This window comes from Pseudoalteromonas sp. TB25, from assembly GCF_000497995.1.
GTDB classification, from domain to species: domain Bacteria; phylum Pseudomonadota; class Gammaproteobacteria; order Enterobacterales; family Alteromonadaceae; genus Pseudoalteromonas; species Pseudoalteromonas distincta.
On the sequence record NZ_AUTI01000276.1, the window covers coordinates 1 to 13,634 of the forward strand.

A 13,634-nucleotide genomic window follows, 5' to 3' on the forward strand; every position below is an offset into this window, starting at 1 on the left:
CGTCTAGCAAAGTGCACCTGCCAGTAATTCGTCAAACCGATTAAGCTATTTCTTAATTTCAATTAGGAGATAGCCATGAGAAAAACACGTAGCCTTGAGCAGTGGCGTAACATTATCGAAGAACAACAAGCCAGCGATTTAACTATTACTGAGTTTTGCCAGCAACATGCCTTATCTAAAACAAGCTTTTATGCGGCACGAAGTAAGCTTAATACTGAATCCAGTCGTTTTGTTCAAGCAAAAGTCACTAAACACGTCGCCCCCACTGAACAGCAACTGCCGATCATGCTTACTATCGGCAGCGTGAAAATTAGCTTCCCACCCACAATGCCTGTCGCTTATTTGAGTCAATTGTTGCGTGAGCTTGCCTTATGAAAATGTTTGTTGAACCCGCGCGTATTTACTTGCATCGTGACGCCGTGGATTTTCGAAAGTCCATTGATGGTCTGGTCGCACTCGTTGAAAGCGAGCTTGAACGTGACGCTTACACTGGCGCATTATTTTTGTTCTGCAATAAATCGAAAGATAAACTCAAGCTGGTTTACTGGGATAAAACGGGGTTTGCTTTGTGGTACAAGCGTTTAGAAAAACAAAAGTTCAAATGGCCAAGTAAAGTCAGTTTGCAAGAATTTGAACTCAGTCCTGGGCAATTGGATTGGTTGTTGTCGGGATATGATGTGCTTGGTCATGAAGAATTGCAGTATCAATCGATCATATTGACAGTAAATGATCGTTGCCACACCGCCTGCTTTATCTTTGCGTCAAACAAGAAAACAACGTCAAATTCTGTTAAATTGCGAACATGAAAATTGATGCACACTTACTTCCTGACGACCTAGAACAACTCAAGCGCATGGTGCTTGAGTTGTTCTAGGTCGTTGCTGAAAAAGATGCGCAAATTCACGAATTACTGCAAGCTTATAACGCGAAGCTTGCCAAAGAGTACGCGAAGAAATCTGAAAAGATGCCCGGTGCTGGAGAGCGCTTCAATGAAGCAGAAAACATTCTTGATGAACATGATAAAGCGCTATTGGCCACATCGCCCTTAGTAAAGAAAGAAAAAGCCAAACCGAAACGCCGGCCACTGCCAGCACAGTTACCACGAGTCGAGGTGGTTGTTGACCTTGATGAGGATGAAAAAGTGTGTGATTGCTGTCAAAGCCCACTTCACAAAATGGGTGAAAGCAGCAGTGAAACACTCGAATTTGTGCCAGCGCATATCAAGGTTGTCAAAACTATTCGCCCTAAATATACGTGCCGTCACTGTGAGCGTGAAGGGATTGAAAGTGTAGTGAAAACGGCAAAAATGCCCGCAACACCTATTCCAAAAAGTATCGCCACGCCCAGTTTACTGAGCCAAATAATCATGTGTAAATACCAGTTTGGCTTGCCGCTTTATCGCCAAGAAACGTTATTTTCTGATATCGGTATTGAGTTGAGCAGGCAAACCATGTCGAGCTGGATGTTACGCTGTGCTGAATTGTTGTCACCGCTCTATCAGCGTTTAAAAGAAATCTTGTTATCTCAAGCAGTTATTCATGGCGATGAAACCTCGTTAAACGTTATTAACGCAGAGAAAGCGACCAGCTATATGTGGCTGTACTGTTGTGGCGATGATAAGCCGGGTAAAGACACTAATATTGTCCTGTTTGATTATCATAATAGTCGCGCGGCCCACTGTGTAGTTGGTTTTCTTGACGGTTATCAAGGCTACATGCACGTTGACGGCTACAAAGCATACGAGCAAACGAAGGCAACACTGGTTGCGTGCTTAGCTCATATACGCCGTAAGTTCATCGAGGCCAAAGGCAATAATAAAAAAACCGTTAAAGCGGATGTAGCACTTAACCTTATTCGCAAACTCTATGGTATTGAGCAAGCCATCAAAGGTAAATCGGTCAGTGAAAAATTCACCGTTAGGCAGCAAAAAGCCAAACCAATCGTTGATGAATTGTATCAATGGTTACTCAAACACAAAGATAAAATCCCTCCCCAAATGGCGCTAGGGAAAGCAATTACCTATGCGATAAACCAGTTTGAGAAATTCAGGCGTTACCTCGATGATGGCAGGCTCAGTATTGATAATAACCNATGGCTGTTCTCAAATACCAGTAATGGCGCGCATGCCAGCGCCATACTCTATAGTCTTGTTGAAACCGCAAAGGCAAATGATCTTGTAGTGCATGACTACATCTCAACGTGCTTGCAACATATTGCAGAGCAGCCAAGTAACCTTGAGCCACTGCTACCTTGGAATATTAAGCAAGGCTAGGTGTCGTTAGCTATACGCTTACAGCAGAAGTTACTATTTGAGTGTTTTGGCTAAAAATGTTTGTATTTTTTGATCTATAGCGGACATGGCTGAAAATATTCTTAATTGTCTAACATAGAGTATTAGATTAAATATATTTTTGAATTATTATACATTCTAATAACATTTACACTTCATAAGCTCAAGTGCTGAATAAATACACCAGCCCATATTAAAGTTGCGATGATAACGCTCACCATCACAGCCAAAGAGCCTAAGTCTTTCGCTAAACCTGACAGCGGATGAATTTCCGCGCCAATTCTATCGACTACTGCCTCAATAGCGGTATTGAAGATTTCTGCCAACAATACGAATAATAAAGCGCACCAAAGAATCACGTACTCAAAAAGTGAAAATGGAAAGAATAAACAGCCCACAACGAGAAGAACTGACAGCCAGAATTCTTGTTTAAACGCTGCTTCATTTGCTATCAGCCATTTAAACGCTCTGAGTGAATGCCCCGCTGCTAGGTATATTCGTTTTATTCCCGTCGGCTTTTGCTTAGTACCCATTGATTGGCTCCTGTTGGCTATTCTTAGCATTAGGTTTGGAATTAGGAAAGTGTAAGGTACGAAACACTACCGCGGCTATCAAACAAATGATTAACCATGACAACGTCATCGTTGTTAGTGTGTGACTTAAAAAATGGTCACCTATCGCCATCTTATAACTCCCCATAATCCAGCCAGTAGAAACAGCAAACGCTATCGCAATACATTGGTATTTCGGACGATAAAACAAAAAGAATAATGACATTAAGGCAAAACCACCGCTGGCATGACCCGCAGGAAAGCACTTGTACTTTTTAGTTGACTCAAACGATTCAGGCATTAATTCAAACGCCTTAACATAAGGGACATCGCCGCCATATAGTTCAAGCTGCGCAGGACAAGCACCATTGGTTGTTGCTTTTAAACCGCCGATGACTGACGGCACTAACATCAAAGAGAAAATAACCACTAATAATCGCTTTTGAAAGTGCTTAGAGTACTTGCGTCTACAAGCGATAACGTAAAAAGCAATGAGCGACAGTGCCAACAAAATAATGCTGTATTTAGGCAACAAGTAAAAAATAAAACGATAAGGCTCTTCATATTTATCAATTAACCACGTTTGGTTGGATGCATTGAATAACAAATTTTGAAGCCAAATATCGCTATTTGTTGTTTCAAATAAAAAAGCAATAAGCGTTAATGCATACATTGAATAAAGCAGGTGTTTACTCAAGTTCAAAACAATTCTCCATTTGCAAGGTGTTCCCTACTACCACTTCTATGGTCGAGTGGTGAATACCGTATTGAGCTGCGAGCAAATCTTTAATTGGCTTAAGATCTTGGAATTGTTCCATCGTTTTTAAGTTAACACTGGTTTCTAAATACACTTCGCTATCATCTAATTGCCACACATGAATGTGTCTTACTTTTTCAACATTCTCCATTGATTCGATATCCTTACAAATCTTATCGATATCGATATCAACGGGGACCGCTTGCATTAAAATACGAATACTTTGCTTAGCTAAAATAATACCGTGGTACACCACATAAACCGAGATAAGTATGGTTGCCAATAAATCGACAACATACCATTGATATAAAATGATCAAACTACCCGCAACAATGACAACGACAGAAGCAAAGGCATCAGATAAATTATGAATAAATGCCGCTCTGAGATTCAAGTTATTCTTCGCGCCTGCTTGATAAGTCAACCACGCGGTTATGGAATCAATCACTAAGGCTATTGTCGCAATCCAAACAACAATCCAACCATCAATAGGTTGAGGGTTAAAGTACTTCTCAACTGCGGCATAAATGAGATATATACCAAGAATAATAAGGGTAGTACTGTTGATTAATGCCCCGATAATTTCAGCCCGTTTAAAACCAAAAGTCATTTGGCTATTAGCGGGTTTTCTTGCAATTTTTCTCGCAACAATCGCAATAACGATAGCGCCTGCATCACTGAGGTTATGAAGCGCATCAGCAATCAAGGATAAACTACCTGATAAAACCCCGCCGATAACTTGGGCCACAGTAAGTAAAATATTGATAAATACTGCCATGCTTAATTTTCCGTCATGGTTATGTGCATGGCTGTGCGTATGGTTATTATTTGACATTTACTCTTCCTCTTGCGTAACAAATAGTGGTGATGGCGCTTTTTCAGGCAATGACATATCTGTGCTGATATTTAACGCATGTAGTAAAGAAAAAGAAAAAGCATCGTGAGAACTTTCTTTTTTACTTTGTTTGACCGTACTTTCCATATCAACGTGTGATGAAGAGCCGAACCAAGCAATTAAAGGTACATGAGTCTGTTCTTCAGGCGCCAGCATGTAAGGCATACCATGTAAGTAGAGTCCGTTCTTACCTAACGATTCACCATGATCGCCAATATAAAACATGGCAGTTTCAAAGTTGGTATTGTTCTCTTCTAATAAATTAATGGTTTCATTGATAAAGTAATCGGTATAGAGAATGGCATTATCATACGCATTAACAATTTCGCTAGTTTCACAGGCGGAGAGTTCGCTTGTTTGACAGGCAGGAGTGAACTTCTCAAAGTCTTTGGGGTATCGTTTGTAATATGCCGGGCCGTGGTTGCCCATTTGATGAAGCACTATGAGTACACTACCTTCTTGATCATCAATATACCCCTGTAAACCGTCTAACATACCAATGTCACGACACTCTATATCGCACACTGAATTTAGCTCAGGTGATTTGAAATTTTGGTATTCGACACGATCTGCGACGCCTTTTGAACTAGAGTTATTGTCTCGCCAAAGGACACTTACCCCGGCTTTGGAAATAACATCTAATACGTTTTGTGTTCGCCGTGCTTTTTTATTATCAAATGACTCTCGGTTATCGAATGAAAACATACAAGGGACCGAAATCGCGGTTGATGTGCCACAAGCATAGAATTTATCAAAACTAATTAAATCATCTCTTTGAGCTAATAATGGTGTAGTTTCTCGTTTATAGCCATTTATAGAAAGATTACCCGCATGGACAGTTTCACCGACAATGACAATGTAGAGTTTTTTATGCGACTCTTTATCAATATCATTGGCAGAGTTTACTACCATTAAAAATTCGTTATTTTCTTGCTGTTCAAGCACGTCCTTGAGGAAAAATCCCGTAGAGTAAATGGGATAGATAGGATTTAAGTAAAATCTTAATGGCTTGTGTTCTCTAAAGAAATTAGTGAATTGAGCACTAAAAATATAAAGTGAAACAGTAATTACACCAAGTGCCATGATGGTATTACTTATTTGTAGCCAACAGTTTTTTGTCCATGACGATTTATCTATTTTGACCATAAAAAGGCAAGCTATAGGTACTATGGCTAACAACAAAACAGTTAAAAAATACTCAAATGACAGTAAGTCAGTTGCTTCATCGATATTCGTTTCAGCAATGTTTTGAATCATTACATTATCAATGATGGTGCCAAAGCTATCGGTATAATAACCAGCCATGGCAGATAAGAGTAAAAGACTGCTCAGTACTATTCGAACGGGAATGATAATACTGAAAAATGACACAATAATGGTTAATACACTCATTACCACAAGAGTCAGCGCGATAATAAAACCTTGATTATCTTGCCACGGGTATACCGAATTAACTTGTTCAAAAAATGTAGAATTGCCCGTCACTATAATAAATAGCACGGTGGCGATAATAAGGAGGTTTGGCGAATAATTGAAAAACGACAGCTTTTTCATCATTATTCCCTAAATTTAGGATGCAAAAATTCGAAGCTAATAAAAGCCTACTATTGAATCTCTGCATCGAGTGAAAATGACTGGCTAAGCCCTGCTTTTGACAAGAGCTTAGCTAGTAGCGATTTATAGTGCTATCAAATTAGTTACTTACTTTATTAATTTGTAAGTTAATGAGTAAGTCACTAAGTTATCTAGCGCGTTAGTCTCTAAGATCTTTGATTTTGGCTTTTGAGAACCAAGCATATAAAACCGGTAACACAAACAAGGTGAGTAACGTTGCAGTAACCAAACCGCCAACAATAACACTCGCCAGTGGTCGTTGAATTTCAGCGCCAACTCCATTGGACATCAGCATTGGAATTAAACCTAACGCAGAAGTAATGGCGGTCATTAATACTGGACGTAAACGAGATACTGCCCCATCAAAAACAGCTTTTGAGGTGTCTATACCATCTTTTACCAGCTGGTTAATGCTTTCTACCATGACTACACCATTAAGCACGGCGACACCAAACAAAGTGATAAAGCCGACTGAACTTGGCACTGACAAGTATTGACCTGAAATATACAGTGAGAAAATACCACCTATAACGGCCAAGGGTACATTCACTAAAATAAGCATCGCTTGACCAACAGAGCCAAAGGCGAAATAAAGTAGCAAGGCAATTAGTGCCAATGATAGAGGCACTACCACTGATAGTCGCTGCTGCGCACGTTGTTGGTTTTCAAATTGACCACCAATCACTACAGAATAACCTGCAGGTAAATCTACTTTGCTATCAATAACTGCACGAATGTCGCTAACAACACTTCCCATGTCTCGACCTTGAACATTGGCTTGAATTACCACGCGTCGCTGTACATCATCACGTCGCACTTGTGGTGGGCCAGATTCAAAACTGACGGTAGCAATATCGCCTAAACGTACCCAAGCACCCGTAGGTGATTGTATTCTCAGATCTGCAATAGCTTCTTGGTTATCACGGTATTTTTCTTCAATGCGAACATAAATATCATAACGTTCATTACCATTGATTATTTGGCCAGCGCTAACGCCACCGATACCGTTTTTAACCACTTCCATGACATCGCCAACTGACAAACCAAAACGTGACAATTGCTGTCTTTTCGGTTTAATCACTAACTGTGCTTCACCAGCGATTTGCTCTAAGGCTACATCTCTTGCGCCATCAATTTGTTTGATTGCCGCTTCAATTTCTTGACCTTTGCTCGCCAACATATCTAATTCTGGTCCAAACAATTTAATGGCAAGTTGCGCTTTAACTCCTGACAGTAATTCATCTACACGAGTCGCTATGGGCTGTGAAAAGTTAAGTAATAACCCTGGGAATTGCTCAAGTTTCTCTTCCATTAAACCTTGTAATTCAACGCGATTTTTGGCACTTGTCCATTCTGAAACAGGTTTTAAGCCAATGTAAATTTCGATGTTATTAACTGGTTCAGGATCACCGCCGATTTCAGCACGTCCAATTCGACTTAGGGTATATTCAACTTCGGGGAACTCCATTAACTTTTCTTCAAGAATTGGAGCAACCGACAAGGCTGTTTCTAAACTTGCTGATGGCGCTAATGTTGCTCTTAGGTTAATGGTACCCTCTTCTAATTCTGGTACAAATTCAGTCCCTATTTGAGGTATTAAAGATGCTGCACCCACAAGTAACAATAATGAAGCAATAATAACTACTTTCGTGTGTTTCATCGCGGCTTTGAGGCCTTTTCGATAAAGCTTATCTAATGGTTTTAAGACAAAACTTTCTCTTTCTTTAACGCCTTTATTAAACATAAAGGTTGCTAAGGCTGGAACCACAAACAGTGCCACTAAAATAGCCGAAATAACCGCTAAAATAATACTGATAGCCATCGGCTGGAACAATTTAGCTTCCACTCCTTCAAAGCTAAATAACGGTGTAAATACCACTAAAATAATAGAGGCAGCAAAAAATACCGGGCGTGCAACTTCTTTTCCTGCTTCTTTTAATCGTAGAGGAATGCCTTCTTTATCATGTTCTACATCGTGGGGATCAGCATCTGTGCCTAACGTTCTCGCTTGCGCATTTTTGTAATGTGTTGAATCAGGTCTATTAAGGTGTTTGAACATGTTTTCAACCATCACAACAGAGCCATCAACCAACATACCAATAGCAACAGCGATACCACCTAACGACATTAAGTTTGCCGATAAACCTATCCAAGACATCACCATTAAGGCGATAGCGATTGAAATAGGAATTGAAATTAACACTAAAAAGGTTGCGCGTAAGTTCATTAAAAACAGAGCAAGTACGATAGCGATAAATATAAATGCCAGCGCTAATGCTTGCACTACAGTATCAACTGCTTTAGTAATTAAATCTGCCTGATCGTAGAAAGGTTCAAAACGTACGCCTTCAGGTAGTGCTTGGTTGATCATTGGAATACGTGCACTTATACCGTCGATTGTCACTTTAGTATTTGCGCCCATACGTTTCAATACGATACCTGAAACCACTTCACCTAAGTTTTCAATGTTACCCTGTGCATCTCTGCGCGTCATAGTAACTGCGCCTTGGCGTATTTCACTACCCAGCGAAACCTTGGCTACATCTTCGATAGTCACCACAGTACCATCAACCGTTTTAACCGGTACTTGTCTAATATCAGCTAAACCTGCTTCGCCACTATTAAACCAACCTGTGCCACGAATAACTAATTGCTCTTGTCCACGGTTCATGTACCAACCGCCAACATTGGCATTGTTGTTATCGAGTGCAGTAACAATATCGTCTTGCGTTAACTCATATGATAATAATTTACTTGGCTCAATGTTGACTTGATACTGTCTGACGTTGCCGCCAAAAGATAAGACGTCGGTAACACCATCTACCGGCATAACCAATAACTTTACTATCCAATCGTTCAAGCTCCTTAAGGTCATAGAATCATAACCAGAATCTTTATCTGCAATTAACAAATACTGAAAAACTTGACCCAAACCTGAGGTGTTAGGTCCCATTGCTGGTGTGCCCACGCCTTGCGGAATTAACTCTTTTGCCGCTTGTAAACGCTCAAATACTAACTGGCGAGCAAAGTAGATGTCTGTGCCTTCTTTAAAGACAACAGTAACACCCGATAAACCCGTTTTTGAAATAGAGCGTACTTGCTCTACATCAGGCAACGCATACATTACTGCTTCAATGGGATAGGTTATTAACTGCTCTACTTCTTCAGCGGCTAAGCCCGGTGCTTCAGTATTAACCGCTACCTGAACATTGGTTACATCAGGAAAAGCATCTAAATTTAGTTTTGGGATCACCATAACAGAGCCTGCCATAGTAGCAATTAGGGCGATAATTACTAAGAGTCGATTATTGATCGACCAATCAATCATTTTATTAAACATAATCTTATTCCCCTAGTGGCCGTGCGGATCAAATCCGCCTTTTGCTATTTCTGACGCAACAAAAAAGGCACCTTTTGTTACCAAACGGGTATTAGGCTCAATACCGATAATTTGACGGTAATTGCCTAATGGCTGACCTAATTCAACTTCAACGGCTTTAAATTCACCAGAATGGTCTTCAACAAATACCGTCCAATCACCATCGGCACCACGCATTAATGCTGTTTCTGGTACTGCCATTACAGGGCTTTGCGTATCAAACTGAAAATTTACATTAACAAACATGCCTGAATGCAAACTGTCATCAGTATTTTCAACCGACAGTCTAACGATTCGGGTACGCGTACTTGGATCAATGGTATGTGCTTCTTGAATGACCTTGGCAACATGCACTTGCCCGGCAAACTCAACTTTTGCAATGGTGCCAATAGGAAGACTTAATTTTTTATTTGGCGAAACACGCGCTTCAACCCATAAGTCTTTTTCATCAGCCAATACCATGATTTTTTCACCGGCAGGCACACGTTGTCCTTGAGAGAAATCATCACTTAAAACCACACCAGAGCGCTGAGCGACTAAGGTATATTCACCAAGATTTGATGAGTTGTTTTTTACAATATCTTTAATGGCTGCTTTGGTTAAACCAAAGGCAGTTAATCGACCATAAGCTGAAATGTAATCTGTTTCACTGGCTATTAGGCGGCTTTCACTGACGGTGCCAAGGCCCAATTTTTTAGTTCGTTGCCACTCACTGTAAGCAACACGATATTGTGCTTGTGCTTCGGCCATTGATTCACTAAATAAGGTAACTAAAGACTGACCCTTAGTCACATGTTCACCTAAAATAGCATGACGACTGATCACTACCGATTCAGTACGTGAAGAGACAATGTAACTGGTATAACCGTTCGCTTTTATTTCTCCTGGTGCATAGATACTTTTAGCAAAAATTGCCGGCTTTAAGTTAGTCACTTTGATATTGGCGAGTGCCATTTTTTCTGGACTAAAACTTATGCCTTCTTCATGTTCTTCTTCAGCTGTTTCTTTACTCGCTGTTTCACTACCATGGTCATGACCGTCATCAGATTTCTCCTCCGCAGCATGGTCGTCTTTGCTTTCATCACTACCATGTTCATGACCACTTTCGTCATGCACTTCTTCACTTTCAGAGTCATGATCATGGTCAGTTTTTAATACGATGGATTGCTCTACTGCTGGCGTTTTTTCTAGAGCGGCATCGTTATATGATAATGCCGTAGTTGACACGACAGCTAAGCCAGTAAATAAACTACTTAGGGTAATGAGTTTTATTTTTTTCACTATTTTATGAGATGTTTTATCAGTTATTTTATTTTTCATTTTTAATTCCAAATTCTGTAACAATTCACGCTCATCAAGCCGCGTAAAGTGATATAATAGGTTTAGTTTAATAGCTTAGTTGCCGCATTTAATTGGCCTACATCGAGTAGCCATTGCACTTCGCTTATTTTGAACTGGGCTTGTAATTCAATGCCCGCGTATAAACCTTCCGCTCTTTGTTGTAATGCCAATAAATAATCCGAGGTATTTAAATCACCTACTTGCCATTGTTTTTGCAATAACTGCGCGCTGTGTTCGCCGCGTCCTTGCATTAACTGTTGCCAACGGCCAAGGTATTTTTTATTAGAGATTAGTGAGGCAGTACTTGCCTGTATCAAATACTTTTGCTTACGCATTACTGAACGAAAATTTGCTTCTGCGGCGATAGCTTGTTGGTTTTGTGCTTTGGCATTAGCTTGGTAATCATTACGAATATTTAACGGCATAGAAAAAGTAACTCCGACAACATTATCGACATCATTTTTTCCGGCACTAATTCCAATGGTAGGATCGGCTTTGGTTTCAAGCATGGCATATTGAGCTTTACTTTTTTGCATTTGCCACAGTGCTTGAGAGGCTAATACTTGCGGGTGCTGCGTTAACCACTGCTCAGCTACTTGAAAGTTTGTAACGCCTAAGCCCTGCTCTGGATATGCTTGTGTATCAGGACGCCAATCAGGCAACAACTCATTAACCTTGGCTTGAGCTTGTGTTAACTGTGCTTGTATTTGGGCCGTTTTATTAAGCATTTGCGACAAATTCAAGAAAGTTAACTCAGCATCAACCTGACCAAGATCGCCAGCTTTCTGCCTTTTAGTTACAATTTTAAGCAAGGTTTCTAACTGTTGCTCTTGTTCAAAAGCAAGTGACGACTTATCCATGGCAAGTTGCCAATTAATAAGTGCTTTTAAGGCTTGTGCTTTTTTCTGCTCTATCGCATAAGTGAATTGTTTACTGGCCGCCGTTAATATTTTATCGCCGATAGCAGCATTAACAGCCTGCTTATCCCACAAGTCAATCGTTTGGCTAATACCAATATTGTAATTATTTCCGTCACCTTCACGCTCGTAACCTGTCGATAGTTCTGGGTTGTAAAGTGGTAACTTACTGCCCTGTGCTTTGGAAAATTCAGCATTCATGAGTTCACGTGCTGAGACAATATCAGGGTGTTTATTGATTTGCCGATCGAGCCAGTCACTCGATAGCGTTGGCTTAGCAAAAGCGAAGCTACTAACAGATAAACTTGCTGAAAAGCCGATAAATAATGCGATTCCAGCAGATTTTGCTGAGAAAAATTTCATAATAATCTCTTAATTTAATAATAAAATGCCGCAACTAAACCAACTAGGCTACATTAAGCGCTAGTTAAGAATAAATTTGTTACGAATATAGCTTTAAAACTAAATTAAACGATTGGAGGGCGTATAGGTTCTTCAGTGAATATTTTATCTACATGATCAGCATAAAAATATTGATTTGTAATAATAAGTTTAGGGGTCTGTAGTGTAGATTTATTACTGGCAACCCACTGTGTGTGAGTGCCTTGACAGTGACCACAATGATGGCAATCTTTAATATTATGTTCAGTGTCAGATGATTCATCGAAAAGTTCAATATCATCACTATCATGGGAATGTTCTGTTTGAATATGTAGAGAGTCAATCTGATGACTTTCATTTGAATTAGCCACAGAAGCAAACGACTGCAATGCAATCGATAGTACTACTAACAAACTAATCCAAGTATTTTTCATTTTTACTCTAACATCAAAATTTTAAAAAACATGGTAGTCAAGAAACCCACTCAAGTCAATCAAATTAAGTAGTTTATACAGGACAATCCACGGCAAGATCATTATAAATTGAACTTCTAGAACAAGTAGCGATCAGATCAAGGCATTATAATCACCTTGGTCACTTAATATGAGCGCTACTTTTCTGAAACACTTTGATTCAATTACCGATCCTCGCATTGAACGCTGTAAAAAGCATGAACTTATCGATATTCTCCTCTTAGCCATTAGTGCTGTACTCTCCGGCGCAGAAGGATGGGAGGATATTGAAGATTTTGGGCATCTAAAACTTGATTGGTTAAAAAAATATGGCGCTTTCAAAGAGGGTATCCCAAGACACGACACCATTGCCCGTGTCATTTGTCGGTTAAAATCAGATGAAATAGAGCATTCATTTCAATCTTGGATATCATCACTTATTGAAACCACTGGTGCTGATATCATTGCCATTGATGGAAAAACAGCACGTCGTTCATTTACAACCAAAGATAGAAAAAGTGCCTTACATACCGTCAGCGCATGGAGCTGCCAACACCAATTAGTGTTAGGGCAAACAGCCGTTGATAGCAAAACAAATGAAATCACCGCAATTCCTGAATTACTTACCCTGTTGGATATTGAAAATAGTATTATCACGCTTGATGCAATGGGGTGCCAACAAGAAATTGCTAAACAAATAATTAAGCAGAAAGCGGATTATATTCTGGCGCTAAAGGGCAACCACTCGGGTATGCAGATTGAATTATAAGCTTGGTGGCATAAGAATGAGCGCGAAGGATTAACCAAGAGTAACTATGATAAACATGCCGAAATCAGCTCAGGGCATGGGCGCATTGAAACAAGAACTTGTCAGCAATTACTTATTGATAAAAGTTGGTTAGGCAAAACTTACCAATGGTATGGTTTAAAGAGTGTTATTCAAGTCACCGCACAAGTTCACGATAAATCGGCGGGTACAGACACTATAGAAACCCGTTGGTATATTAGTTCGTTGGCACTAGATGCAGAGCAATCGCTCAATGCGGTACGTAGCCAC

Annotated in this window: 10 protein-coding genes and 2 pseudogenes; 4 read left to right on the plus strand and 8 right to left on the minus strand. The window is 40.0% G+C overall.

Translation table 11 applies throughout. The features are described 5' to 3' along the window. Positions 1 to 75: 75 nt before the first annotated feature. The 3 genes and pseudogenes from L652_RS0109340 (at position 76) to L652_RS01000000123595 (ending at position 2,272) form a co-directional block, all read left to right on the plus strand. Positions 76 to 375, plus strand: a complete 300-nt coding sequence (locus L652_RS0109340) for a hypothetical protein (protein WP_002963294.1) — start codon at positions 76 to 78, stop codon at positions 373 to 375. Further along, positions 372 to 806, plus strand: a complete 435-nt coding sequence (gene tnpB / locus L652_RS1000000124920) for an IS66 family insertion sequence element accessory protein TnpB (protein WP_024596287.1) — start codon at positions 372 to 374, stop codon at positions 804 to 806. Before L652_RS0109340 ends, tnpB begins: the two co-directional genes overlap by 4 nt. Next, positions 803 to 2,272 (plus strand): annotated as a pseudogene (locus L652_RS01000000123595) (IS66 family transposase). The gene tnpB and the pseudogene L652_RS01000000123595 overlap by 4 nt, the downstream one beginning before the upstream one ends. Before the next feature lie 173 nt (positions 2,273 to 2,445). Here the strand turns inward: L652_RS01000000123595 and L652_RS0109355 are convergent. From L652_RS0109355 to L652_RS0109390, 8 genes are all read right to left on the minus strand, one after another. Continuing rightward, the gene (locus tag L652_RS0109355; protein ID WP_010554758.1) at positions 2,446 to 2,823 is read right to left on the minus strand and encodes a diacylglycerol kinase; all 378 of its coding nucleotides are present in this window, start codon (positions 2,821 to 2,823) and stop codon (positions 2,446 to 2,448) included. Next, entirely contained in the window at positions 2,813 to 3,544 is a 732-nt protein-coding gene (locus tag L652_RS0109360) for a phosphatase PAP2 family protein (protein ID WP_002962876.1), read from the minus strand. The genes L652_RS0109355 and L652_RS0109360 overlap by 11 nt, the downstream gene beginning before the upstream one ends. Then, positions 3,531 to 4,433, minus strand: coding sequence for a cation diffusion facilitator family transporter (locus L652_RS0109365; RefSeq protein WP_002962881.1), 903 nt, complete (start codon positions 4,431 to 4,433; stop codon positions 3,531 to 3,533). Before L652_RS0109365 ends, L652_RS0109360 begins: the two co-directional genes overlap by 14 nt. Beyond that, entirely contained in the window at positions 4,434 to 6,047 is a 1,614-nt protein-coding gene (locus tag L652_RS0109370) for a phosphoethanolamine--lipid A transferase (protein WP_002962882.1), read from the minus strand. Between the two features lie 199 nt (positions 6,048 to 6,246). Next, entirely contained in the window at positions 6,247 to 9,447 is a 3,201-nt protein-coding gene (locus L652_RS0109375) for a CusA/CzcA family heavy metal efflux RND transporter (protein ID WP_024603420.1), read from the minus strand. Positions 9,448 to 9,459: 12 nt separating this feature from the next. Then, positions 9,460 to 10,806 carry an efflux RND transporter periplasmic adaptor subunit gene (locus L652_RS0109380; RefSeq protein WP_024594653.1) on the minus strand — a complete coding sequence of 449 codons (1,347 nt, stop codon included), beginning with the start codon at positions 10,804 to 10,806 and terminating at the stop codon, positions 9,460 to 9,462. Between the two features lie 62 nt (positions 10,807 to 10,868). Next, positions 10,869 to 12,107, minus strand: coding sequence for a TolC family protein (locus L652_RS0109385; RefSeq protein WP_024603421.1), 1,239 nt, complete (start codon positions 12,105 to 12,107; stop codon positions 10,869 to 10,871). Positions 12,108 to 12,211: 104 nt separating this feature from the next. Beyond that, positions 12,212 to 12,559, minus strand: a complete 348-nt coding sequence (locus L652_RS0109390) for a hypothetical protein (RefSeq protein WP_010554760.1) — start codon at positions 12,557 to 12,559, stop codon at positions 12,212 to 12,214. A gap of 169 nt (positions 12,560 to 12,728) precedes the next feature. Between L652_RS0109390 and L652_RS01000000123600 the strand changes: the two are divergent. After that, positions 12,729 to 13,634, plus strand: a pseudogene (locus L652_RS01000000123600) (ISAs1 family transposase); the annotation flags it as partial.